General features: G+C 70.6%; 22 protein-coding genes, 7 tRNA genes and 1 pseudogene. 14 read left to right on the top strand and 16 right to left on the bottom strand.

Features of this window, described 5'->3' with window-relative positions:
* The 14 genes and pseudogenes from ABD951_RS09490 to ABD951_RS09425 form a co-directional block, all read right to left on the bottom strand.
* Nucleotides 1–267 (bottom strand): annotated as a pseudogene (locus ABD951_RS09490) (pyridoxal 5'-phosphate synthase lyase subunit PdxS); the annotation flags it as partial.
* An 81-nt stretch (nt 268–348) separates the two neighbouring features.
* Complete coding sequence (locus ABD951_RS09485; protein ID WP_345343898.1) at nt 349–1,404, bottom strand: NUDIX hydrolase; 1,056 nt, start codon at nt 1,402–1,404, stop codon at nt 349–351.
* Complete coding sequence (locus ABD951_RS09480; RefSeq protein WP_345343896.1) at nt 1,404–2,528, bottom strand: glycosyltransferase family 4 protein; 1,125 nt, start codon at nt 2,526–2,528, stop codon at nt 1,404–1,406. Before ABD951_RS09480 ends, ABD951_RS09485 begins: the two co-directional genes overlap by 1 nt.
* A 1-nt stretch (nt 2,529) precedes the next feature.
* Nucleotides 2,530–3,453 (bottom strand): phosphatidylinositol mannoside acyltransferase, encoded by a 924-nt coding sequence (locus ABD951_RS09475; RefSeq protein WP_345343894.1) that lies wholly within the window; start codon nt 3,451–3,453, stop codon nt 2,530–2,532.
* Complete coding sequence (gene pgsA / locus ABD951_RS09470) at nt 3,450–4,223, bottom strand: phosphatidylinositol phosphate synthase (RefSeq protein WP_345343892.1); 774 nt, start codon at nt 4,221–4,223, stop codon at nt 3,450–3,452. The genes ABD951_RS09475 and pgsA overlap by 4 nt, the downstream gene beginning before the upstream one ends.
* Nucleotides 4,224–4,246: 23 nt before the next feature.
* Entirely contained in the window at nt 4,247–4,822 is a 576-nt protein-coding gene (locus ABD951_RS09465; RefSeq protein WP_345343890.1) for an ATP adenylyltransferase, read from the bottom strand.
* Nucleotides 4,819–6,870, bottom strand: coding sequence for a threonine--tRNA ligase (gene thrS / locus ABD951_RS09460; RefSeq protein WP_345343888.1), 2,052 nt, complete (start codon nt 6,868–6,870; stop codon nt 4,819–4,821). The genes ABD951_RS09465 and thrS overlap by 4 nt, the downstream gene beginning before the upstream one ends.
* Before the next feature lie 91 nt (nt 6,871–6,961).
* Complete coding sequence (locus tag ABD951_RS09455; protein WP_345343886.1) at nt 6,962–7,762, bottom strand: hypothetical protein; 801 nt, start codon at nt 7,760–7,762, stop codon at nt 6,962–6,964.
* Nucleotides 7,759–8,565, bottom strand: a complete 807-nt coding sequence (locus ABD951_RS09450) for an ABC transporter ATP-binding protein (protein WP_345343884.1) — start codon at nt 8,563–8,565, stop codon at nt 7,759–7,761. The genes ABD951_RS09455 and ABD951_RS09450 overlap by 4 nt, the downstream gene beginning before the upstream one ends.
* Complete coding sequence (locus ABD951_RS09445) at nt 8,562–9,542, bottom strand: FecCD family ABC transporter permease (protein ID WP_345343987.1); 981 nt, start codon at nt 9,540–9,542, stop codon at nt 8,562–8,564. The genes ABD951_RS09450 and ABD951_RS09445 overlap by 4 nt, the downstream gene beginning before the upstream one ends.
* Nucleotides 9,543–9,673: 131 nt before the next feature.
* Nucleotides 9,674–10,681 (bottom strand): ABC transporter substrate-binding protein, encoded by a 1,008-nt coding sequence (locus ABD951_RS09440; protein WP_345343882.1) that lies wholly within the window; start codon nt 10,679–10,681, stop codon nt 9,674–9,676.
* Nucleotides 10,682–10,913: 232 nt separating this feature from the next.
* Nucleotides 10,914–11,324 (bottom strand): TIGR02611 family protein, encoded by a 411-nt coding sequence (locus ABD951_RS09435; RefSeq protein ID WP_345343880.1) that lies wholly within the window; start codon nt 11,322–11,324, stop codon nt 10,914–10,916.
* A 22-nt stretch (nt 11,325–11,346) separates the two neighbouring features.
* The gene (locus ABD951_RS09430; protein WP_425569804.1) at nt 11,347–11,781 is read right to left on the bottom strand and encodes a DNA-deoxyinosine glycosylase; all 435 of its coding nucleotides are present in this window, start codon (nt 11,779–11,781) and stop codon (nt 11,347–11,349) included.
* Between the two features lie 128 nt (nt 11,782–11,909).
* Nucleotides 11,910–11,981, bottom strand: a tRNA-Val gene (locus ABD951_RS09425).
* Nucleotides 11,982–12,315: 334 nt separating this feature from the next.
* Between ABD951_RS09425 and ABD951_RS09420 the strand changes: the two genes are divergently transcribed.
* The 8 genes from ABD951_RS09420 to ABD951_RS09385 all read left to right on the top strand — a co-directional run bounded on the left by ABD951_RS09420 (nt 12,316) and on the right by ABD951_RS09385 (nt 14,529).
* A tRNA-Gly gene (locus ABD951_RS09420) sits at nt 12,316–12,388 on the top strand.
* A gap of 23 nt (nt 12,389–12,411) precedes the next feature.
* Nucleotides 12,412–12,482 (top strand) — tRNA-Cys (locus ABD951_RS09415).
* Between the two features lie 42 nt (nt 12,483–12,524).
* A tRNA-Val gene (locus ABD951_RS09410) sits at nt 12,525–12,599 on the top strand.
* Between the two features lie 308 nt (nt 12,600–12,907).
* A tRNA-Gly gene (locus ABD951_RS09405) sits at nt 12,908–12,980 on the top strand.
* Between the two features lie 24 nt (nt 12,981–13,004).
* Nucleotides 13,005–13,075 (top strand) — tRNA-Cys (locus ABD951_RS09400).
* Nucleotides 13,076–13,105: 30 nt separating this feature from the next.
* Nucleotides 13,106–13,180, top strand: a tRNA-Val gene (locus ABD951_RS09395).
* 120 nt (nt 13,181–13,300) lie between these two features.
* Nucleotides 13,301–14,056: a hypothetical protein gene (locus ABD951_RS09390; RefSeq protein ID WP_345343983.1), complete on the top strand. Its 756-nt coding sequence runs from the start codon at nt 13,301–13,303 to the stop codon at nt 14,054–14,056.
* Nucleotides 14,053–14,529: an RDD family protein gene (locus tag ABD951_RS09385; RefSeq protein WP_345343877.1), complete on the top strand. Its 477-nt coding sequence runs from the start codon at nt 14,053–14,055 to the stop codon at nt 14,527–14,529. The genes ABD951_RS09390 and ABD951_RS09385 overlap by 4 nt, the downstream gene beginning before the upstream one ends.
* A 16-nt stretch (nt 14,530–14,545) precedes the next feature.
* On the opposite strand, the gene ABD951_RS09380 is transcribed toward ABD951_RS09385, so the two are convergent.
* Complete coding sequence (locus ABD951_RS09380) at nt 14,546–15,937, bottom strand: GH1 family beta-glucosidase (protein WP_345343875.1); 1,392 nt, start codon at nt 15,935–15,937, stop codon at nt 14,546–14,548.
* A 78-nt stretch (nt 15,938–16,015) separates the two neighbouring features.
* Here ABD951_RS09380 and ABD951_RS09375 point away from each other — a divergent pair, with 78 nt between their 5' ends.
* The 3 genes from ABD951_RS09375 to ABD951_RS09365 are packed head-to-tail and all read left to right on the top strand — an operon-like array spanning nt 16,016 to nt 18,204.
* Nucleotides 16,016–17,215: an MFS transporter gene (locus ABD951_RS09375; RefSeq protein ID WP_345343873.1), complete on the top strand. Its 1,200-nt coding sequence runs from the start codon at nt 16,016–16,018 to the stop codon at nt 17,213–17,215.
* Between the two features lie 15 nt (nt 17,216–17,230).
* On the top strand, nt 17,231–17,671 hold the full coding sequence (locus ABD951_RS09370) for a hypothetical protein (protein ID WP_345343871.1): 441 nt from the start codon (nt 17,231–17,233) through the stop codon (nt 17,669–17,671).
* Nucleotides 17,668–18,204, top strand: coding sequence for a GNAT family N-acetyltransferase (locus ABD951_RS09365; RefSeq protein ID WP_345343869.1), 537 nt, complete (start codon nt 17,668–17,670; stop codon nt 18,202–18,204). Before ABD951_RS09370 ends, ABD951_RS09365 begins: the two co-directional genes overlap by 4 nt.
* Here the strand turns inward: ABD951_RS09365 and zapE are convergent.
* On the bottom strand, nt 18,201–19,214 hold the full coding sequence (zapE, locus tag ABD951_RS09360; RefSeq protein ID WP_345343867.1) for a cell division protein ZapE: 1,014 nt from the start codon (nt 19,212–19,214) through the stop codon (nt 18,201–18,203). The genes ABD951_RS09365 and zapE overlap by 4 nt on opposite strands.
* A 34-nt stretch (nt 19,215–19,248) precedes the next feature.
* Between zapE and ABD951_RS09355 the strand changes: the two genes are divergently transcribed.
* The 3 genes from ABD951_RS09355 (at nt 19,249) to ABD951_RS09345 (ending at nt 22,929) form a co-directional block, all read left to right on the top strand.
* Nucleotides 19,249–20,010: a pyrimidine reductase family protein gene (locus tag ABD951_RS09355; RefSeq protein ID WP_425569803.1), complete on the top strand. Its 762-nt coding sequence runs from the start codon at nt 19,249–19,251 to the stop codon at nt 20,008–20,010.
* Nucleotides 20,011–20,013: 3 nt separating this feature from the next.
* Nucleotides 20,014–21,579 carry an alpha/beta hydrolase gene (locus ABD951_RS09350; protein WP_345343863.1) on the top strand — a complete coding sequence of 522 codons (1,566 nt, stop codon included), beginning with the start codon at nt 20,014–20,016 and terminating at the stop codon, nt 21,577–21,579.
* Between the two features lie 96 nt (nt 21,580–21,675).
* Complete coding sequence (locus ABD951_RS09345) at nt 21,676–22,929, top strand: glycosyltransferase family 87 protein (RefSeq protein WP_425569802.1); 1,254 nt, start codon at nt 21,676–21,678, stop codon at nt 22,927–22,929.
* Nucleotides 22,930–22,947: the final 18 nt, after the last annotated feature.

The raw sequence follows: 22,947 nt of genomic DNA, 5'->3' as shown, positions 1-22,947 counted from the left end.
CATCACCGGGATCGACACCGCGGCGATGATGCCGTCGATCATGTCCGGATCCGACATGCGGGACACGCCACCCTGGGCGCGGATGTCGGCCGGCACCCGCTCGAGCGCCATGACGGCGACGGCGCCGGCGTCCTCGGCGATCTTCGCCTGCTCCGGGGTGACGACGTCCATGATGACGCCGCCCTTGAGCATCTCGGCCATCCCCCGCTTGACGCGGGCAGTTCCAGTCGTGGGGGCGGTATCGGGGGTGCTCACGGCAAACTCCATCAGTTGTGGCCTGTACACGGGACCGCCCGGACGGGCGCCGAAGATCGACTGCCGCCGGTGCGTACCGTCGATCCTAGTGCCTCAGCGAATCGACCGAACCCCGGGTTCGTCGCCGCGCGCGAGCAGCCCACGCACCTCCGCGACCAGGTCCGGAAGGTCTTCCGGGTACACCGTCTCGCCGCCCGCCGCGATCTGCCGCATGTCCTCCGGCGTGCACCAGCGATGCCCGGAGATCGCGCGGCGTTCGAGTTCGGTGAACCCGCTCCGCTGCGGCGTGAAGGCCGGGTGCGCCAGCGCGAAGAAGAGCTCCTCGGACCGGATCAGGTCACCGTCGTACGGGAACACCGCGACACGCCGCCAGATCGGCCCCCGCAACTGTGCGGCGTCGACAGCGAGACCGGTCTCCTCCCGGATCTCCCGCACCGCGGTCTCGCGCAACGACTCCCCCGACTCCACACCGCCGCCGATCGTGAACCAGAAGTACACGTCCGGGACCTGCGGGTCGTGCCCGCGCAGCAGCAGCACCCGGCCGTCCTCGTCGACCAGGACGACGCGCGCCGACGTGCGCATCTCGTCGACCCCCTGACCGGCACCCGCCGACGGCGTGGTCCGCTCGGCGATCTCGAAATACGTGGGCAGCGGCGCGGTTCCACCGAGGTGCAGCAGTCGCACCGACCGCCGGGTTCGCAGCGCGAGGGTGTCGCGGACGGCGTCGTTGTGGAACCGGCGGGCGATCAGCACCCGCGCCTCCGCGTCGGCGAGTTCGGCGACGAGCTGCGGCGCGAGGACGTCGGACGGCACCGCCGACAGCGCCGACGACAGGCGGTTCTCGGCCTGCTCCCGTCCGGACCGGTCGGCCCGCTCCGCCTGATCGGCCAACGCGGCCAAGCGTTTTCCGTCCAGTTCCGGTGGCGGCTGGGAACCGAACGTGTACCCGGTCGGCACCACCGCGGCCGCCACCGCGCGGGCCACGACCGCCCGCCGTCCGAGCGCCGCGTCCAGCGCCTGCCACGACAGGTCGGACCGGACGTGCAGCCGATCCAGCCGATTCGCGGTCGAGTACGCCCACACCCCGGCCGCCACGAGCACCGCCACGACGAGCGCGAGCACCAGCACCGTGGTCGCCGAGAACGTCATCACGCCTCCACCCGGACACCGTGCGCACCGACGGTCACGGTCTCGTACACCCGCAGGATCTGCTCCGCGACCACCGGCCAGTCGTACTCGGCCACCACTTCGGAGGCCACGTCGATCAGTGCCCGGCGGCGGTCCGGGTCCGACAGCACGGCGTCGAGCGCCGCCGCGAGGGCATCCGAATCCCCGACCGGAGTCAGCATCCCGGCGGTCCCGTCGCGCAGCACCCGGCGGAACGCGTCGAGCTCGCTCGCCACGACCGGCGTCCGCGCGGCCATGGCCTCGACCAGCACGATCCCGAACGACTCGCCGCCGAGGTTCGGCGCGCAGTACACGTCGGCGCTGCGCAACGCCGACGCCTTCTCCTCGTCACTGACCTGGCCGAGCAGCCGCAGGTGCGACGCGTACCGGCCGGCCTCCTTGCGCAACCGGTCCTCGTCGCCGCGACCGACGACCAGCACCTGCAGGTCCGGATGGCGTTCGACCAGCGCCGGCAGCGCGCCGAGCAGGACCGCCATTCCCTTGCGTGGTTCGTCGTACCGGCCGAGGAACAGCACGGTGCCACCATCACGGGGGTACCCGTCCAGTGGCCGCGCGTTCGCGAAGGCTGGCACGTCGACGCCGTTCGGGATCTCCACCGCGTCCGAGCCGAGCGAGGTCACCTGCCACCGCCGGGCCAGCTCGGACACCGCGATCCGGCCGGTGATCTTCTCCAGGTACGGCTGCAGCACACCCTGAAAGGTGCTCAGCACCAACGACTTCGTCGTCGACGTGTGGAACGTCGCGACGATCGGGCCCTCCGCGATCTTCATCGCCAGCATGGACAGGCTCGGCGCGTTCGGCTCGTGGATGTGCAGGACGTCGAAGTCGTTGTCGGCGATCCAGCGCCGCACCCGCGCATACGACACCGGCCCGAAGGTCAACCGCGCGACGGACCCGTTGTACGGGATCGCGACCGCCCGTCCCGCCGAGACGACGAAGTCGGGCAGTTCGGTGCCGTCCGACGCCGGGGCCAGCACGCTGACCTGGTGACCACGTTCGATCATCACCTGCGCCAACTCGACGACATGCGCCTGCACCCCGCCGGGCACGTCGAACGAGTAGGGGCACACCATCCCGATCCGCACGTCATGACTCCATTCGGGCCCGGCGCGCCGCGGACAGGTCCGACAGCCACAGCGGCTGCAGCATGTGCCAGTCCGCCGGATGCGCCGCGATGTTGACTGCGAACCGGTCCGCGAGGGCCTGCGTGGCGGCCGCCACCCCACCGCTCGTGTCGATCGCGGGATCCACCGAGAAGCCCCAGTCGTCCCCCTCGAACCAGCAGTGCACCGGCAGCAGTACCGCACCGGTGTCGATCGCCAGCTTCGCGGGACCGGCCGGCATCCGGGTCGGCTCCCCGAAGAACGTCACCGGCACACCGCGTTCGGCGAGGTCGCGTTCGCCGAGCAGGCACACGACACGGTTGTCGCGCAGCCTGTCCGCGAGCTGCTCGAACGGCGGGGTCTCGCCGCCACTGAGCGGGAAGATCTCGAACCCGAGGCTCTCCCGGTACTCGACGAAGCGCTGGTACAGCGACTCCGGCTTCAGACGCTCGGCGACGGTCGACAGCCGGCCGTGGGACTGCACCAGCCAGACACCGGCCATGTCCCAGTTGCCGCTGTGCGGCAACGCCAGCACGACGCCCTTGCCCGCGGCCAGGCCGGCCTCGAGGTGCTCCTGGCCGAGAACCTTCGAGTCCAGCCGGCGTCCGAGCTCGGCCTGGTCCATCGACGGCAGCCGGAACGCCTCCCGCCAGTACCGCGCGTAGGAGCGCACCGACGCCCGGATCAGGTCGTCGGGCACCCGCTCCGGCGGGACACCCAGCACGCGGGCGAGGTTGCGCCGCAACTGAACCGGGCCGCCCCCGCGGCGAGCCGCGCGTTCGATACGGCGGCAGGCGAAATCGGCGCCGAGATCGAAGAGCCCGGTGGCGACCCGGTCCGGCAGGGCGCGGACCAGGCGCCATCCAGCGGCGTACCCGAGGTCGCTCACCCGCTCCGCGAGACTCACTGCGCCTGCCCGTCGGCACCGCCGACTTGCGCCTGCCCGTCGGCACCGCCGACTTGCGCCTGACCGTCGGCACCGCCGACCCCCGCCTGCCCGTCGGCACCGCCGACCCCCGCCTGCCCGTCAGGCTTGGCGATCGGCAGCAGTTCCCGGGCACCGGGCGAGTTCCGCACCGCGAGCACGCGCTGGAACACGGTGATCACGCTGGCGACGGCGAGGATCCACATCGCGACGTACACCGCCCACTCGAGCCAGCCGATCCCGAAATAGCCGGCGATACCGGTCAATCCGGCGCCGACGAGCACGATGATCAGACGGTCGGGGCGCTCGATCAGGCCGCCGTCGGCGGACAGGCCACTGGCCTCCGCGCGGGCCTTCGCATACGAGATGACCTGGGAGGTCACCAGGCAGATCAGCGTCGCAACGAACAGCGACGTGCTGTTCTCGTGGTAGACCGCCCACCACGCCAGGCCGGCGAAGATCGCGCCGTCGGCAATCCGGTCGCAGGTCGCGTCGAGGACCGCACCGTAGCGCGTGCCACCGCCCCGCGCCCGGGCCATCGCGCCGTCGAGCATGTCGAACATGACGAAGAACCAGATGAACATGGCCCCCCAGAACAGGTGCCCGGACGGGAACAAGGTCAGCGCACCCGCGACGCTGGCGACGGTGCCGAACACCGTCACCGCGTCCGGCGTCAGCCCGGTGCCGACCAGCGCACGACCCAGTGGCGCCGTCGCCTTCGACACCGACGCCCGACCCAGAATGCTCAGCATCGGTCCACGCTCCCGTTCGGCATCTACCGACCTCCGCCGACGGACAGCTCCTGCCACGCGGACGACAACAGGGCCCGGGTCTCCCGCAGCAGCTGCGGCATCACCTTGGTGCCACCGAGGATGGTGATGAAGTTCGCGTCCCCGCCCCACCGCGGCACGATGTGCTGGTGCAGGTGCTCTGCGAGCGAACCACCCGCTGCCGCACCGAGATTGAGGCCGACGTTGAACGCGTCCGGTCGTGACACACGTTTGATGACGCGGATCGCCTGCTGCGTGAACGCCATGAGCTCGGCCGATTCACCGGGCGTGAGGTCCTCGAGCGCAGCCACCTGCCGGTACGGCACGACCATCATGTGCCCGGGGTTGTACGGGTACAGGTTGAGCACCGCGTAGACGTGTTCGCCGCGAGCGACGATCAGTCCCTCCTCGTCGCTCATCTTCGGGATCGCGGTGAACGGTCCCTCGTCGGTCTCCGCGGCCTTCGGCGCCTCCGCGATGTACGACATCCGGTGCGGAGACCACAACCGCTGCAGGCGGTCCGGGTCCCCGGGGCCGGTGTCGACCATCGGCGACTCCCGCTGGTCCGGGGTCTCGCTCATCCGAGGTCACCGATCAGGTCGGCGGTCGGCGAGGCGTTGTCCCGGCGCCCGATCCAGTCGACGATCACCTCGACCGCCTTCGCCACGGGCACCCCGTTGACCTGGGTGCCGTCCCGGAACCGGAAGCTGACCGCGCCCGCTTCGACGTCGCGTTCGCCGGCGAGCAGCATGAACGGCACCTTCTGCGTGGTGTGGTTGCGGATCTTCTTCTGCATCCGGTCGTCGCTGACGTCGACCTCGGCACGGACGCCGGCCCTGCGGAGCCCGGCGACCACGTGGTGGAGATGGTCCTCGAACGCCTCCGCAACGGGGATGCCGACCACCTGCACCGGCGACAGCCACGCCGGGAACGCGCCGGCGTAGTGCTCGGTGAGCACGCCGAAGAACCGCTCGATCGACCCGAACAGCGCGCGGTGGATCATCACCGGTCGCTGCTTGGTGCCGTCGGTGCCGGTGTACTCGAGGTCGAAACGCTCGGGCAGGTTGAAGTCGAGCTGGATCGTGGACATCTGCCAGCTGCGGCCGAGCGCGTCCTGCACCTGAACGGAGATCTTCGGACCGTAGAACGCGGCGCCGCCCGGGTCCGGAACCAGGTTCAGGCCCGACGCCTCGCCGACCTCGCGCAGCGTGTCGGTGGCCTCCTCCCACAGCGCGTCGTCACCGACGAACTTGTCGGGATTCTTGGTCGACAGCTCGAGATGGAAGTCGTCGAGGCCGTAGTCCTTCAACAGGCCGAGCACGAACTGCAGCGTGGTGGTCAGCTCGTCGCGCATCTGCTCCTTGGTGCAGTAGATGTGCGCATCGTCCTGCGTCATGCCGCGGACCCGGGTCAGGCCGTGCACCACGCCGGACTTCTCGTAGCGGTACACCGAGCCGAACTCGAACAGCCGCAACGGCAGCTCCCGGTAGGACCGCCCCCGCGACCGGAAGATCAGGTTGTGCATCGGGCAGTTCATCGGCTTGAGGTAGTAGTTCTGCCCCGGCTTGCGCACGGTGCCGTCCTCGTTCAGCTCCTCGTCGATGTGCATCGCCGGGAACATGCCGTCGCGGTACCAGTCCAGGTGACCGGACACCTCGTAGAGGTGCTGCTTGGTGATGTGCGGCGAGTAGACGAACTCGTAACCCTCCTGCACGTGCCGCTGCCGCGAGTAGTTCTCCATCTCCTGCCGGATGATGCCGCCCTTGGGGTGGAACACCGGAAGACCCGAGCCGAGCTCGTCGGGGAAGGAGAACAGGTCCAGCTCGGCGCCGACCTTGCGGTGGTCGCGGCGTTCGGCCTCCGCGAGCAGCTCGAGGTGGTTGTCGAGCGCCTCGGTCGACTCCCACGCGGTGCCGTAGATGCGCTGCAGGTCCTCACGGGACTGGTCGCCGCGCCAATAGGCCGCGGAGCTGCGGGTGATCTTGAACGCCGGGATGTACTTGGTGGTCGGGATGTGCGGGCCGCGGCACAGGTCCTTCCAGATCACCTCGCCGGTCCGCGGATTGAGGTTGTCGTAGATCGTCAGCTCACCGCCGCCGACCTCCATCACCTCGGGATCGTCGATACCCGACTTGTCGTCGATGAGCTCGAGCTTGAACGGCTCCTTCGCCAGCTCGGTGCGCGCGTCCTCGATGTCGTCGACGACCCGGCGCGAGAAGCGCTGCGCGTCCTTGACGATCTTCTTCATCCGCTTCTCGAGGCGGGCGAGGTCCTCGGGCGTGAACGGCTCGGCGACCTGGAAGTCGTAGTAGAAGCCGTCCTTGATCGGCGGGCCGATGCCGAGCTTGGCCTCCGGGAACTCCTGCTGGACGGCCTGGGCGAGGACGTGCGCGCACGAATGCCGGATCACGCTGCGGCCGTCCTCGGTGTCGGCGGCGACCGCCTCGACCTCCACGTCGGTGTCGGGAATCCAGGACAGGTCCTTGAGGTTGCCCTCGGCGTCGCGCACGACGACGATCGCGTCGGAGCCCTTACCGGGCAGTCCGGCCTCCCGAACCGCCGTGCCGGCGGTAGTCCCGGCAGGCACCCGGACGCGGGCGGCTGGGGCTACTGATGCAGGCGTGGTCACGGCGATGTGCTCCTCGGTTGGTGGGCCGACCTTGGCGTCGGCGTCGGCAGTGCGCCCTCATGCTATCGGCAAAGCGGATCGGTTCCGCTCCTCACCCGAGCAGCGCGCGCAGCCGCGCCGTCCGCAGCTCGGGTACCTGGCGGGGACAGCTGACACACTTGGCGTGTTCTCCCGCCGCGGGGTCGTCGGCGCTCTGGGTCGGCACCGTCTCGTAGATCAGGCAGCAGGACGATCGCCAGACGAACCGGCGGGCCCCGTCCGCCGGCGCCGCGAACGGATCCGCGGTGATCCGGCCCACGGCGTCGACGTCGACGAACCGGGGCGACGGCAGCGGGCGTCCGATCGCCTCGCCGAGCCGCACCGCCAACGCGCTGCCTGCCGCCGGGCTGCCGAGCGCGGTGCCTGCGTCGAGCGCCCGGTTGCCGAGCGAGTCGGTGGCGATCGCCCACAGCGCGCGCTCACCCGCGCCCCCGAGTTCCGCGAGCACCTCGATCACCGATCCGAGGGCCCCGCGCAGCCCTCGGCCGACGTCGCGGGCCTCGGCGAGCGCCCGATCGGACCGGACCGTGCCCAGGTAGCCGTCCGGCCGCAGCGTGCAGCGCGACCGCGCCGGAGCCGGGTCCGGCGCGACACCGGCGGTCAGGAGCAACGTCACCGGGATCGTCAGCAGCGTGGAGCTGGCCGAGTACCACCACAGCGTCGCGTTCACCCGACGATCGGTGCTGTCCCAGCGGCGGCCGGTGTCGGCGATCCGGTCCGCGAGCCAGGCCCGGTCGGTGAGTGCGGCGCCGTCGAACTCGGTCGCGCCCGGCTCGGGGCACAGCGCACCGCGCAGCGACGGCACCGCGTCCAGCGCTCGCCGGTACGCCGACTCCAGGTCCCGATTCGTCATGACAGGTCCGCCGATTCCTCCGCCGCCAGCCCGCGCACCGACAGCGTCGGCCGACCGACGACGGGATCGGTGCGCACGACACCGATTATCCCGAACACCCGGGCCAGCAGCTCGGTGTCGAGCACCACGCCGGGCTCCCCCACCCCGACCACGGCACCACCGGACATCACCGCGATCCGGTCGCAGTACTCGACGGCCAGCCGCAGGTCGTGCAGCGTCACCACCACCGCGAGCCCGTCCGCGGCGAGGCTCCGCAGCAACTCCATCACCGTCAATTGATGGCGCAGGTCCAGATGATTGGTCGGCTCGTCGAGCAGCAACACCCGCGGCTCCTGCGCCAGGGCGCGGGCGATCGACACCCGCTGACGCTCTCCGCCGGACAGCTCGCGCACGTCACGTCCGGCGAGCTCGGTGAGACCGACCTGCGCGAGCACCCGGTCGACGATCACGCGGTCGGCCGCACCGGCCGGCTGCAGCCAGCCCAGGTGCGCCGCCCGGCCCAGGCCCACGGACTGGCGCACGGTCAGCCCCCCGGACACCGGCGGCTCCTGGGTGCCTGCCGCCAGATCACGGGCCACCGCGCGACGGGAGAGCCCGGCGACGTCACGCCCGGCGAGCGTGATCAGGCCGGCCCGCGGCCGCACGGCCCGATAGCAACAGCGCAGTGCGGTGGTCTTCCCGCTCCCGTTCGGGCCGACCAGCGCCAACACCTGACCGGCGCGGGCCTCCAGCTCGACTCCCGACAGCACCTCACGTCCACCGAGGTCAGCGCGCAGCTCGTGGATTCGCAACGCCGCGTTCATGATTCGGTCCTCCGATACTGACGAATCAGCATCACCACGAACACCGGCGCGCCGACCAGCGCCGTCACCACGCCCACCGGGAGTTCCGTGCTCGCGCTCACCGCACGCGCAGCGAGGTCGGCCAGCACCAGCACGACCGCACCGAGCAAGGCCGCGACCGGCAGCAACCGGGCCGCGCCGAGCCCGACGAGGAAACCGGCGACGTGCGGCACCAGCAGCCCGACGAAACCGATCCCACCCGCGACCGCCACCGCCGCACCGGCGAGCACCGAGACACCGAGCAGCACCAGCACCCGGAAACGACGCACGTTCATCCCGAGCGCGGCCGCCCCGTCGTCACCGGCGTGCAGCAGATCGAGCCACCGCGCGGAGGCCATCGACACCACCCCGACCACCGCCAGCGTGATCGCGGGCCACCACAGCGTCGACCAGCGGGCGTCGCCGAATCCGCCTGTCAGCCAACGCAACACCGCGGACAGCTGACGCTCGTCGGCGATCACCAGCAGCACGAACATGGTCAGCGCGGAGAACACCTGCGCCATCGCGACACCGACGAGAACCACGCCCGTCACGTTCTGGTGGCGGCCACCGATCGCGAGAGCGGCGAACAGCGGCACCATCGCGCCCAGGAATGCCGCGACCGGCAGCGTGAACGCCCCCAGCGCACCGGCGCCGACCCCGAGCACCGTCACCACGACCACACCGAACCCGGCGCCGGAGGACACCCCGAGCAGATACGGATCGGCGAGCGGGTTGCGGGTGACCGCCTGCGCGAGCGCACCGCCGAGGGCCAGCGCGGCGCCGACGACCGCGGCCGTGAGCGCCCGCGGCAACCGCGAATCGAGCACGATCCGCTCCCGCACCGGCGACCACCACGGCTCGAAAGCACCGCCGCTGACCCGGTGCCCGACGATCGCCCACACGTCACCGAGCGGGATCCGCACCGACCCGAACGACACGGCCAGCGCGAGCGCCATCAGCAACGCGCCGACGAGCCCCGCCACCAGCGCCACATACCGCACCCGCGCCGCGGTGGCGCCCGTGGCGGTACGCACCTCGCGTCCGGCCGCGGAACGCACCTCGCGGCCCGTGGCGGTAGCGGCCGCGCTCATCCCGCGGCGCCGAACACGTCCGGGTGCAGCGCCCGCGCGAGAGTGCGCACCGACCGGACCATCCGCGGTCCCTCGAAGAAGTCGTCCAGCGGGAGCGCCACGATCCGGTCGTTGCGGATCGCCGGTGTCACCGAGGCGATCGGCTGATTGCGCAGGTGGCTGCGCTTCTGCTCGACCGAGGCGGTGCCGTAGTCGAGGATCACGACCGCTTCCGGTGCGCGTTCGCCCACCGTCTCCCAGGTGGTGGGCGCGTACGGCCTGCGGCCGTCCGCGGTGATGTTGCGGGCGCCCGCGTACTCGGCGATCAGGTTGCCGATCCCGACCCCGCCGACGGACAGCGGCTCCTGCTCGCCGCTGTCGTAGAAGAACGTGGGCACCGGCGCCGCGTTCGCCGCGGTGAGGGTGTCGCGGATCTCGGCCAGCGGCGTCACGATCCGCTCCGTGAGGGCGGCCGCCGCTTCCTCGGTGCCGAGCAGTGCGCCGAGATCGGCGAAGTCCTTCTCCAGCAACCCGATCGAGGGGAACCCCTGCCCGCAGTACTCCGAGAACAGGAAGGTCGCGATGCCCTCCTTCTCGAGCGTGTCACGGTCGCGGCCCGCCTTCTCGTCGAAGGCGCTGCGCATCCCGCCGACCACCAGGTCCGGCTCGAGATCCCGGATCTGTTCCGCGCTCGGGTATTCCTTCGCCAGGCTCGGAATCGCTCGGAACTGCTCGGCGACCTCCGGCATCGGGTTCGGTTGTTCGCCGTAGCCCATGCCGACGATCCGGTCGCCCACGCCGAGCAGGATGAGCACCTCGGTGACGTGATCGTTCATCGACACGATGCGTCGTGGCGGGGACGCGAAGGTGGCGGTGCGGTCGCAGTTCGTCACGGTGACGGGCTCGGCGAAGGGCGCTGCCACGGGCCGATCACGGTCGGCGGCGCCGGTCGAACAGCCGGCGAGGGCCAGAGCGCACACGAGGACGAGGGAAGCGATGCCGCGTCGCTTGCCGGTGAGATTCACAGCAGACCTCTGGTTCAGGGGCCTGCCGAACAGTGGCCGGCGGATCACCCGGGCGTGCCGGGACTGACCGACCGGACCCCGCTTCGCAGACCACGACGAGTGGGAGTCACGAGGCGCGCGGCAGGTAATCGGGCTTGCCGCCTGAGGGCGGCCTACCGTTGCGGGCCAGCGCCGGACTTCGACCGGACTTCCCCTGCGCGAACGCCAGTAGTGCGGTGTCCAGTATGCCCGGTCAGAGTGGCGACCGAAGGAGCGGGTGGTCGAGCCCGACCCAGCCCCCGACCATGCCGAACAGGCCCAGCACCCACATCGTCGCGACGACGATCACGGCGGTCGCCAGCACCGACAACCCCTTGACCCAGGTCGACTGCCGCGCGAACCACGTCATGAACTGGTCGTATCGGGCCCGGGCGAACCGGAGCAGCCGGTACGCCCAGCCGAACTCCGAGCCGAGGATGCCCAGGCCGGCGAACACGATCAACCAACCCGGGCCGGGATACGGGATCGCGATGATGCCGACGACCAGGACTGCCGTCCCGACGACACCGACCGCGATCCGGTACCCGAGATTGAGCACCGGGTTGCCGGCGATCCGTCGCCGCAGCCGGAGCCACCTGTTCTCGGTGCGAGCCTGATCGATCACCGGATCCACGGTACCGCCGTCGTCAGCCGACGAGCGCCCGCCAGGCGGTGACCTTCGAGGGAACCGACGTCGCCGCATTGGCCGGGCTCGTCGACGGCAGCCGTGCCAGTGTCACGCCTGACGGGTGCACCCCGGCGGACACGACGGACCGCCGGTAGGCCATCTCCGCCTTCGCCCCGTTGAAGAAGACCCGGTCGATGCGGGAGTGCCGGGCGTACAGCCCGGCGAAGTCGTTGGCGACCTCGGACCCGGCTTCGATGGCGGCATCGGCGCTGCCCCGGCGCCGACAGACCTTGAACACGTCCCACAGTGCGACACCGTTGTCCTGCAGTGTCCGTACCCGCATCGCGTAGGGCTGGTCCGGGCCGGCCCCGAACAGCTCGCCCATGATCGGCCAGAAGGAGTTGCGCGGGTTTGCGTAGTACTTGCCGGCGACCAGCGAGGGAACGCCTGGCATCGAACCGAGGATAAGCGTGTGTGCGTTGTCGTCGATGACGGCAGGAAATCCGTGAACCAGCGTCATGACGATCCATTAGACAGCAAAAAGCCGGTGGCGAGAACCCTCGCCACCGGCCTGTCGCATTGTGGTCCCGGCTGGGATCGAACCAGCGACCTTCCGCGTGTGAAGCGGACGCTCTCCCACTGAGCCACGGGACCGTGCGTGTCGAACAGCGAGAAGCGCGGTGCGCCCTCGCGGCTGAACGAGGAGAAACCTAGCACGCCCCGGCGGAAGTGACGAAACCCGCAGGTCATGCCCGGAACGACAGCGCCCTGTCACCGATCCGACCCATTCTCACCGGGTCCACGCGCGTCGCCCGAGCCCGGGCATCGCCGGCACCGCGGCCCGCGGACGCCGAACCGCTCCGCTCGCCCCGAATTCCACCGGTGTAGTTCACGTCCACCGGTGGTGACCTGCGGATTTGGCGGTCCACAGCCGGTCGGCTACTGTTTGCATCGCAGCACGGAGGCAGCAACGCCCCCGAGTGAGCATGCGGATGTAGCGCAGCTGGTAGCGCATCACCTTGCCAAGGTGAGGGTCGCGGGTTCGAATCCCGTCATCCGCTCGAGAGGTTGGACTCGACCTTGCGGTGGAGTGGCCGAGTGGTGAGGCAACGGCCTGCAAAGCCGTGCACACGGGTTCGATTCCCGTCTCCACCTCTGCAAATGAAGTCTCGCGACGAACAACTGCGATGACAACCTGCGCGATTAGCTCAGCGGGAGAGCGCTTCCCTGACACGGAAGAGGTCACTGGTTCAATCCCAGTATCGCGCACCACGAGCACGAGAAGGGCCCCGGAAATTTTCCGGGGCCCTTCTTGCATTCGCACCGGTTCTGCAATTCCCACCGGCTTCCGGGCGGCGCACTCCCCTCCTCACCCCTCCGCGCCACCTGCCATGCCGGCGGGTCCACCCGAAATCCGATCCGCCACCCGCGAGCCCGACCCACGAGCGTCCGGCCACGGGAGCGCAGCCGCGGGAGGAACGGACATCTTCCCTGGTCAGGACACGAATTGGTGTTCGCGCCGTCCGTGGGCTAATGTTCCTTCTCGCAGCACGGAGGCGGCAACGCCCCCGAGCAAGCATGCGGATGTAGCGCAGCTGGTAGCGCATCACCTTGCCAAGGTGAGGGTCGCGGGTTCGAATCCCGTCATCCGCTCGAGAGGTTGGAGAGCAGCCTCACGGTGGAGTGGCCGAGTGGTGAGGCAACGGCCTGCAAAGCCGTGCACACGGGTTCGATTCCCGTCTCCACCTCAACGTGAAGAAACCGCTTCACGAGATCCTGCGCGATTAGCTCAGCGGGAGAGCGCTTCCCTGACACGGAAGAGGTCACTGGTTCAATCCCAGTATCGCGCACCAGAACGAAACCGAAGGGCCCCCGGAAACTCCGGGGGCCCTTCGGGCATTCTCGGCCCACTTTCGGGTATCTACTGACAGGGAGAACTCCGTCCGCCCCGAAGGGAGCCCCTCGTGGCAATCATGCCCGGCGAACCCGCGTTGCCCGCCGGCCCCGCCGCCGGCGGCGTCCTCCGCGTGACGGCGGGAACACTCGCCGCCGCCACCGACATCGTCGCCTGGTCCGGGCGCACCACGCTCGGCGTGCTGCGCAGGCTTCCCGGTGTCGCGGGCCCGCTGGACGACGTCGCTGCCGGGCTCGCGGCCCGCGGCGACGCGGCGCTGCAGACCGCGACCGGGATCGCGCGGGTCGTCCTGCGGACGATCGTCCGGGAAGTGGTCGCGGCCGCGCTGCTCGAGGTCGACCTGACCCGTGTCGTCCGCGACTACGTGGACCTGGACCTGATTGCCGCGGGCATCGACGTCGACGCGATCGCCGCGCGTGTCGACGTCGCCGCGATCGTCCGGCGCCTCGACCTGGACGCGATCGTCGACACCGTCGACCTGGAACGGCAGGTGCGGCGTGTCGACCTCGACGCGATCGCCGCCTCGCTGGACGTGAACGCGGTCGCCGCGTCGCTCGACCTCGACGCCGTCATCGCCCGCCTCGACCTGATCGGGTTGGCGGACACCATCATCGAGGGCGTCGACCTACCGCAGATCATCCGCGACTCGACCGGTTCCCTGTCCGAGGAGGCGGTACGCGGAATGCGCAGTCAGGGGATGCAGGCCGACGACGCGGTCGCCGGGTTCGTCGGCAAGCTGTTCGGCCGCGACCGGCACCACCCGGGCGTCCCGTCGACGGACCGAACGGCGATTGACGAGGAGCCCGGGCGATGAGTCACGGCACGGGAGGACACGGCGTCCCCGCACGACGGCCGGCGGGCATCGTGACCCGCGGTCTGGCCGCGGCGATCGACCTCGGTGTGGTCCTTGGCCTGCTCGGCGTCGGCTACCTGTCGCTGGTCTTCCTCCAACTTCTGTTGTCGCCGCAGACCTTCCGATTCCCGGAGCCCCGCCTGGTGATGTCGATCAGCGCGTGGCTCGCGGTGTCGGTGGTGTATCTGACCGGCTGCTGGGCGACGACGGGGCGGACCGTCGGATCGCTCGCGATGGGACTGCGTGTCACCATGCGATCACACCGGAGGGTCCGGTGGATCGTCGCCGCGGCCAGGGCGGTCACGTACGTGTTCTTCCCGGTCGGCCTGATGTGGGTCGCCGTCGACCCGCAACGACGCTCGGTGCAGGACATCGTCCTGCGCACCGAGGTCGTCTACGACTGGCGACAGGATCTCGACGCCGTCACCGTCTGAGAAATCCGGCCGGGCGTCACCGCGCACGACCGTCGTGCGCGGCGATCAGGTTGCGATACCAGTGGTAGGAGTCCTTCGGCGTCCGCTCGAGGGTGTCGTAGTCGACGTGCACGAGACCGAACCGCTCCTGGTATCCGGCCGCCCACTCGAAGTTGTCGAGAATCGACCACACGAAGTAGCCGCGCACGTCGACTCCGGCGTCGACCGCCTGCCGCAGCGCGGTGAGGTGGGCGCGGTGGTAGTCGATCCGCCGGGTGTCGCGGATCCGCCCGTCGGCGTCCGGGCCGCCGTCGTGGAACGACGCCCCGGACTCGGTGATGTAGATCGGGGGCAGCGAATCGCCGTAGCGGTCGGCGAACGTCTGGACGATCTCGCGCAGACCGTCGGGCACGATCGGCCAGCCGAAATCGGTGCGGGGGTAGCCGTCGAGTGCGACCGGACGGAACGGCATGCCCGGCGGCAGGTCCACCTCGAGCACCCCGGCCGTCCCCTCCTCGGAGTCCGGGGCGGCGATCACGGTCGGCTCGTAGTAGTTGATTCCGAACCAGTCCAACGGCTGCGAGATGATCGCCAGGTCGTCCTCGACCGGGCCCTGCAGCAGGGCCGCCAGTTCCGGGGCCGGGTAGCTGCCGCGCAGCACCGGGTCCGCGAACGTCCAGTTGACGATGTGGTCGTAGATGTCGGCGGCGTCGACGTCACCGGGCGCGTCGCTCGCGGCGTGCACGGGCGCGTGATTCGACGCGATCCCGATGTTGCCGCACCCGGCCGCCCGCAGCGCCTGCACCGCGAGCCCGTGCCCGAGCAACTGGTGGTGCGCGGCCTGCAGAGCCCCGAAGCCCAGTTCCAGCCCGGGGGCGTGCACCCCGAGGGCGTGCCCGTACAGCGTGTGCACCACCGGCTCGTTGAGCGGCATCCACATCGCCACCCGATCGCCGAGCCGGCGCCCCACGATGTCCGCGTACTCGGCCAGTCGTGCGGCGGTGTCCCGCTCGAGCCACCCGCCGGTGTCCTGCAACGCCTGCGGCAGGTCCCAGTGGAACAGCGTGACCGCCGGCCGGATCCCGGCCGCACACAGTTCGTCGATCAGCCGGTCGTAGAAGTCCAGGCCGGCCTCGTTGACGGCGCCGCGCCCGTCCGGCTGCACCCGGGACCACGACACCGACAGCCGGTACGCACCCACGCCCAGGTCCCGCATCAGCGCCACGTCCTCGCGGTACCGCCGGTAGTGGTCGGTCGCGAGGACCCCGGTCTCGCCGCGCACGATCGCGCCCGGACGTTCGCAGAAGACGTCCCAGATGGATCGGCCGCGCCCGTCCGCGTCGACCGCGCCCTCGATCTGATAGGCGGCCGCCGCGACGCCCCAGAGGAAGTCGGCGGGAAAATGCGGGTCCTGCTGTTGCGTGGTCATGGCAGCGAGTCTGACCAATCTTTGGACATCCGTCCAGTTCCGATTGTGTCGTCGGCCACACGTGGTTGAATGTCGCGAATGAGCTCCCCCACTCCCGCGGATCGGACCGCCCGGACGGCCGCCGCGACCGCGTTCGGCCTGCAGGGGTTCTTCCTCGCCTCGGTACTGACGCAGCTTCCGGCGATCAAGGACCGGTTCGGGTTCGACGACACGGTCATCGTGATCGCCGTGGTCACGGTGTCGCTGGTCGCCGGGGTGGGCAGCGTTCTGGCCGAGCGGCTGGCGACCCGCACCGACAGCCGCACCACCCTGCGCGTCGGTCTCGGCGTGGTCGTCGCCGCCGGTGTCCTGCTTGCCCTCTCGCACACGACGGTGCCGTTCTTCGCCGCGTTCGGCATCTACGGCATCGGCCTGGGCATGGTCGACGCCGCCACGAACATGCAGGCGGTGGCCATCCAGCACCGGTACGGGCGCTCGATCCTGTCGTCCTTCCACGCCGTCTGGAGCGTCGGCGCGATCATCGGCGCCCTGACCGTCTCGCTCGCCTCCGGACTCGACGTCGGGCTGACGGCGACGATCCTGGTGGGGGCCGCGGTGGTGGCGGCCGGGACGCTGCGGCTCGGGCCGCGGCTGCACCAGGCCGACGGCGAGGACCCGCTCGCGACGATGAATCCGGTTGGCGGCGTGCAGATCCCGTGGCGCCCGTTCCTGATGCTGGGGGCGGCGATGGCGCTGTTCTACGCGATCGACTTCGGCATCGGCAACTGGTCCGCGCTGTACCTGACGGACATGCTGCTGTCGAGCGCCAGCACCGCCGCACTCGCGATGGCGGCATACCAGGGCGCGGGCCTCGTGTCGCGGCTGACCGGCGACCTGTGGGTGCGCCGGTTCGGGGAGACCACCGTCGTCCGCGTCGGCGCGATCATCGGCGCGATCGGCCTGCTCGTCGCGGTCGCGGCGCCGACCCCGGCCGTCGCGATCGCCGGATTCGGTGTCGCCGGACTCGGCCTGCCCGTCGTCGCGCCACTGTGCTTCAGCGCCGCCGGCCAACTTGCGCCGCCCGAGCAGACGGACGCGATCATCGCCCGGCTGAATCTGTTCAACTACGCCGGAACCGTCATCGGCGGCGGCGTGGTCGGCGCGGTCGCGGCGGCCACCGATCTACGTGCCGGCTTCGGGGTGCTGCTCGCGTTCGCCGTCGTTCTGGTCGTTCTCGCACCCGCGTTCCACCCGAGTCGAGTGAAGGCGGCACCGGCTCCCGTCGATCCGGTCGGGTAGTGGTTGACTGGCCTCATGCCGAACTGGGGCTGGCTCATCGTGATGCTGATACTCGTCGACCTCGCCGTGGTCACCGCGTGGCTGCTCACGCGCCGCAAGACCGCCGTCGCCAACCCGTACAACCTCGCCTTCGTGCGCAATCTCGATCTCGAGACCCGGGACCGCATCGAGCGTCTCGTCGCCGACCACCGGCAGATCCACGCCATCACACTCCTGCGGGAACGGACCGGGCTCGGACTCGCGGACGCGAAAGCCGCGATCGACGCCATCGCCCGCGGCGAGTGGGTTCCGACCGCCGGACCCGACAGCGCTCCCCCGGCGGGGGGCTGGTCCGATCTGGTACCGGAGCTGCGGGAGCTGAAGGCGCAGGGTCGGCTGGACAAGGCCGCGCGACTGCTACGCGATCACACCGGGATGAGCCCGAGTCAGGCCAAGGACGCGGTGGCGCGGCTGTGACCGTCTCCGTCGCCAGGGCGACCGAAGCGGATGCTGCCGAACTGGCGGCCGTCGCAGCCGTCACCTTCCCCCTCGCGTGCCCGCCGTCCGTCACCGACGACGACGTCGCCGACTTCCTCGACACGGTGCTGTCCCGGTCGCGGTTCAGCGAATACGTGGCCGCACCCGACCGGACCGTGCTCGCGGCGACGGCCGGTGGCACGATCCTCGGCTACGCGATGCTCGTCGACGGCCTGCCCGACGACCCGGACGTCCGGGAGGCCGTGACGATCCTGCCGACGGTCGAGATCAGCAAGCTGTACGTGCTGCCCGATCATCACGGCGAGGGGGTGTCGCACCGGCTCATGGACGCCGCGCTCGCCCACGCCCGCGCCTCGGGGGCGGCGGGCGTGTGGCTCGGCGTGAATCAGCAGAACGTGCGGGCCCAGCGCTTCTACGCGAAGCAGGGCTTCGTGACGGTCGGGACGAAACGGTTCAAGGTGGGCGACCAGCTGCACCACGACTTCGTGATGCAGAAGCGCCTGCGGCGCTAGGCGGCGACCTCGAAGCGCGAGAGCGCCAGCAGACGCGACGTGGCGCGGAGGTACTTCTTGCGGTAGCCGCCGGCCAGCATCTCGGGGGTGAAGATCTCGTCGAGCTTCGCTCCGGACACGGTCACCGGGATGCTCGCGTCGTACAGGCGGTCGGCGAGGACCACGAGCCGCAGCGCCACCGACTGATCCTGCGCCGGGTGCACCCCGTCCAGGAACACCGCGGTGATGTCCTGGATCAGCTTGTTGTACCGCGAGGGATGCAGGGTGCTCAGGTGCGTGCACAGCTCGTCGAAGTCGTCGAGCGTGGCGCCCGGTGTCGCGTCGGCGCGCTCGCGCAGCTCCTCCGAGGAGATCGGCTCCGGGGCGGGCGGCAGGTCACGGTGCCGGTAGTCGGGGCCGTCGACGCGGATCGTCTCGAAGATCGAGCCGAGCTTCTTGATCTCACGCAGGAAGTCCTGGGCGGCGAAGCGGCCCTCGCCGAGCTGGCCGGGCAGCGTGTTCGACGTCGCGACGATCGACACCCCACGCGCCGACAGCTCGGTCAACAGGCGCGACACCAGCATCGTGTCGCCCGGATCGTCGAGTTCGAACTCGTCGATGCACAGGACGCTGTGGCTCGACAGCTGCTCGACCGCGTTGTTGAAGCCGAGGGCGCCGACGACGTGGGTGAGTTCGACGAACGTGCCGAACGCCTTCGGGCTCGGTGAGCTGTGGAAGATCGAGGCGAGCAGGTGGGTCTTGCCGACACCGAAGCCGCCGTCGAGGTAGAGGCCCGCGCCCGTGGCGGGGGCCTTCTTGCCGAACAGGCCGCGACGTCCGCCGGAACGGATCTTGGTGACCTTGCCCGCGAACTCCTCGGCCTTGCGGACGGCCGCGGCCTGACTGGGTTCGTTGGGATCCGGAATGTACGAGCCGAAACTCACCTCGTCGAACATCGCCGGCGGGACCATCTGTGCGATCAACTGGTCGGCCTGGACCACCGGATTGCGATCAACGAGACGCTCGTGCATGTGAACAGCGTATCGACGTGCTGTTATCGACAGTATGCGCCGCATCGATTTTGAGGGAAACCTCACATTGCTCCACGACGACGCGATCCGCGAGCTGTACGCCTACCCCGCGGACCCGGCCGCACCGTGGATCCGGGTGAACTTCGTCGCCAGCATCGACGGGGCGGTGTCAGCCGACGGTACCTCGGGTGGCCTCGGCACACCCGCGGATCGGCGGTTGTTCACGATCCTGCGCGAACTCGCCGACGTGGTCCTCGTCGGCGCGGCGACCGTGCGTGCCGAGAACTACGGCGGCGCGAAGCCGGGTGCGGCCGCCCGGCGCCGGCGCCGGGAGCGCGGTCAGGCGCCGGTCCCGCCGATCGCGGTCGTGACCGCGAGCGCCCACCTCGATCCACGGTCGCGGCTGCTGACCGACACCGCCGTCGCTCCCCTGGTGCTCACCGGCCGCGCGGCGCCGGCGGAGCGGACGGCAGCACTGTCGGCCGCGGGCGCGACCGTGCTGACGATCGGCGACGACACAGTGCCGAGCACCGGAATCCTGGCGGCACTGGCGGAGCGGGGACTGCACCGGGTGCTCTGCGAGGGCGGGCCGACGCTGTTCGGGCAGCTGCTCGCCGACGACGCCGTCGACGAACTGTGCCTGACCACCTCACCGGTGCTCGTGGCCGGGCGCTCCGGCCGGATCGCCGCGTCACCGGCGGCCACCCCGACACCGATGCGGCGCGCCCACCTGCTCGCCGACGACGACGGCACGATCCTGACCCGCTGGGTGCGCGATCGACCTGGCAGGCTGTGACGCATGCGCACACTGGGGTTGGCGGCACTGGTCATGGCGGTGTGTTGTGCCTGCGGCGCCGGACCGAGCGTGCGGCCGGACGTCGCGGTCGTCGAGCACCGCGACGGCGCCACCACCGAACCGTCCGGTGTCGACTCCGCGACCGCGACTCGGCTGCCGGCCCCCGCACATGATCTCGCCTGGCGCGACTGCACCGACAGCACCCTGGACGCCGGCGGTCTTCGTCCCGGTCCGGCGGGGCTGGTGTTCGAGTGCGCGGACGTCGTGGCACCGATCGACTCCGCCGGACCCGCCCTCGGGGTGTTCACGTTGGGCGTGCTGCGGGCGAGGCTGCCGCAGACCCCGGTCGACGCCGCGCCGCTGGTGGTGACGTCCGGCGCCGACCGGGCGTCGACCGCGACGCTGGCCGCGCTGGCCGCCGGCCCGGTCGGCACCCTGCTGTCGACCCGGCCGCTGGTCGCGGTCGACCGTCGCGGCACCGGCACCTCCACCCCGATCGAGTGCGGTAAGCCGATGACCGCGGAACTGCGCCGCCAGATGCTGGACCTCGGCCAGTTCACCCCGCCGCCGGTTGCCGGCGGCGACGCCGCCGACACCGTTCTCACGCTGGGCCGCGACGCGACCACCGCGTGCACCGATTTCCTCCAGCCCCACGAACTCGCGTTCGACGCCGCGCACGCCGCCGACGACCTCGAGCAGGTGCGCCGCGCCTGGGAGGTGGACCGGATCGGGTTGCTGGCGACCGGCAGCGGCGCCGACGTCGCGGTCGCGTACGCGACCGCGCACCCCGGCGCGCTCGGACGCCTGGTGCTCGACTCGCCTGCGGTCGTGCGGGCCGACGCCACGACGACCGCCGAGGCACGGATCCGCGGCGCGCAGGCCGCGTTGGCCGCGTTCGCGCGGCAGTGCGTCGCACTGGAGTGCTCGCTGGGGCCCGACCCGGTCGCGGCGGTGACGGACCTGACGAACCGGGCCCGCCGCGGCGAGCTCGGAACGATCTCCTCGAACGCGCTGCTCACCGCGATCTCGGACCACCTCGGGTCCCCGCGTGCGGACGTCACCGCCCAGGTCCGCGAGTTCGCCGACGTGCTCGCCGCCGCCGGCCGCGGCGACACCGGTGCGCTGCAGTCGCGGATCGACGCCGCCGCGGCGGCCACCGGTTCGGACGGCCTGTTCGTCGCGCGGTGCTCGGACGGACGTCAGTGGCCGACACCGGGGCGGGTGCGCGAGCTGATGCGCGACTGGGGTGAGAAGTACCCCGTGTTCGGCCCGGAAGGCGTGCTGCAACTGCTGCTCTGCGCATCGTGGCCGACCACCCCGACGCCGTCGGCGCCCACCACGGCGACGACCTCGGCACTGGCGATCGCCGGGGTCGCCGATCCGGTGGCCGGTGCCGGAGCACCGTCGGTGACGGGTGTCCTCGCGTCGGTCGGCACGCCCACGTCCACGGTCGCGTGGCTCGGGTCCGGCCATCCCGCGGTGTCCCATTCGCAGTGCGTCCAGCTGGCGGTCGCGGGCTACGCCCAGACCGCGGCGCTGCCCCCGGACGGCGGAGCCTGTCCCGGCTGAGCCGACGGCGGAGCCTGTCCCGGCTGAGCGGACGGCGGAGCCCGGCTGGGCGGGCGGCGGAGCCGGGGTGTCCCGACCTGGGCGGGCGCCGTTCCGGTGTACCGTGCCACGGTGTTCCTTCGACAGCTCGAGCCGCGCACCGCCCGCACCACCGCCGAGGTGGTGAAGTTCGCGCTGTGGCCGCTGGCGATCATGACCGTGCTGCACCGGGTGCTGGTGAAGGCCGTGAACGGGGCACGCACCGACGACTTCACGCCGGTGTACAGGGCGGCGCTGGCGTTCCTGAACCGGCAGCCGGTGTACACCGCGAACTTCAACTGGGTGGACCCGCACTACCTGTACGCGCCGAGCGGCACCCTGCTGCTGTCGCCGATCGCGATCATCGACCCGGAACGGTCCCGCTGGCTGTTCATCCTCGGCAACGCGGTCGCCGTCATCATCGCCGGCTACCTGCTGCTGAAGATGTTCGGGCTGGCACTCGACTCGGTCGCCGCGCCGATCCTGCTGCTCGGCATGTTCGCCAGCGAGACCGTCACCAACACCCTCGTCTTCACCAACATCAACGGACTGATCCTCCTCGGCGAGGTCGCGTTCCTGCTGCTGCTCCTGCGTCGCCGCGACGCCTGGGCGGGTGTCGCGATCGGGCTGACACTCGCGATCAAACCCGTCCTCGCGCCCCTGCTGCTGCTGCCGCTCGTCACCAAGCAGTGGCGGGCACTGGTCACCGCGATCGGCGTCCCGCTCGTGCTGACGGCGATCGCGTGGCCGCTGGCCGTCGACCCGATGGAGTTCGTGCACCACACGCTGCCGTACCTGATGGAGTCGCGGGACTACTTCAACTCCGCGATCGTCGGCAACGGCGCCTACTACGACCTGCCGAGCTGGATGATCCTGGCGCTGCGCGCGATCTTCGCGGTGGTCGTGCTGGTGTCGCTGTGGCTGCTCTACCGCTACTACCGCGAGGACCGGCTGTTCTTCCTCACCACCGCGACCGGCGTGCTGATGACGGCGTACTTCCTGATCGGCTCGCTGGGTCAGATGTACTACTCGATGATGCTGCTTCCGCTGCTGATGAGCGTGGTGCTGCGCAACTCGGTGATGCGGAACTGGCCTGCCTGGCTGGCGGTGTACGGGTTCATGACGTTCGACAGCTGGCTGTCGGGCCGTTTCCCCGCGACCGGCCGGGCCGCCGAGTACATGAAGTCGACGCTCGGGTGGAGCCTGCTGCTGCTGGTGATCTGCGGTGTTCTCGTCGCCCGTTACCTCACCGCGAAGCGGGAGGGCCGCCTGGACCGCGGCATCGACCCGGTGTTCGACGAGCCGGAACCGGAGAAGGTGCCGGTCGGCTGACACGCCGGCTGTGCCGAC

This window comes from Rhodococcus olei (assembly GCF_039540555.1).
GTDB lineage: Bacteria > Actinomycetota > Actinomycetes > Mycobacteriales > Mycobacteriaceae > Rhodococcus_G > Rhodococcus_G olei.
This window is presented reverse-complemented; position numbering and strand designations above follow the sequence as displayed.

Coding starts and splice junctions, on each gene's coding strand:
- ABD951_RS09485 (WP_345343898.1), bottom strand. CDS start 1,404: ATGACGTTCTCGGCGACCACGGTGCTGGTGCTCGCGCTCGTCGTGGCG.
- pgsA (WP_345343892.1), bottom strand. CDS start 4,223: ATGCTGAGCATTCTGGGTCGGGCGTCGGTGTCGAAGGCGACGGCGCCA.
- ABD951_RS09465 (WP_345343890.1), bottom strand. CDS start 4,822: ATGAGCGAGACCCCGGACCAGCGGGAGTCGCCGATGGTCGACACCGGC.
- ABD951_RS09455 (WP_345343886.1), bottom strand. CDS start 7,762: ATGACGAATCGGGACCTGGAGTCGGCGTACCGGCGAGCGCTGGACGCG.
- ABD951_RS09450 (WP_345343884.1), bottom strand. CDS start 8,565: ATGAACGCGGCGTTGCGAATCCACGAGCTGCGCGCTGACCTCGGTGGA.
- ABD951_RS09445 (WP_345343987.1), bottom strand. CDS start 9,542: ATGGCGCTCGCGCTGGCCGTGTCGTTCGGGTCGGTGCGGATCCCGCTC.
- ABD951_RS09430 (WP_425569804.1), bottom strand. CDS start 11,781: ATGCCAGGCGTTCCCTCGCTGGTCGCCGGCAAGTACTACGCAAACCCG.
- ABD951_RS09390 (WP_345343983.1), top strand. CDS start 13,301: ATGCCCGGCGAACCCGCGTTGCCCGCCGGCCCCGCCGCCGGCGGCGTC.
- ABD951_RS09385 (WP_345343877.1), top strand. CDS start 14,053: ATGAGTCACGGCACGGGAGGACACGGCGTCCCCGCACGACGGCCGGCG.
- ABD951_RS09380 (WP_345343875.1), bottom strand. CDS start 15,937: ATGACCACGCAACAGCAGGACCCGCATTTTCCCGCCGACTTCCTCTGG.
- ABD951_RS09375 (WP_345343873.1), top strand. CDS start 16,016: ATGAGCTCCCCCACTCCCGCGGATCGGACCGCCCGGACGGCCGCCGCG.
- ABD951_RS09370 (WP_345343871.1), top strand. CDS start 17,231: ATGCCGAACTGGGGCTGGCTCATCGTGATGCTGATACTCGTCGACCTC.
- zapE (WP_345343867.1), bottom strand. CDS start 19,214: ATGCACGAGCGTCTCGTTGATCGCAATCCGGTGGTCCAGGCCGACCAG.
- ABD951_RS09355 (WP_425569803.1), top strand. CDS start 19,249: ATGCGCCGCATCGATTTTGAGGGAAACCTCACATTGCTCCACGACGAC.
- ABD951_RS09350 (WP_345343863.1), top strand. CDS start 20,014: ATGCGCACACTGGGGTTGGCGGCACTGGTCATGGCGGTGTGTTGTGCC.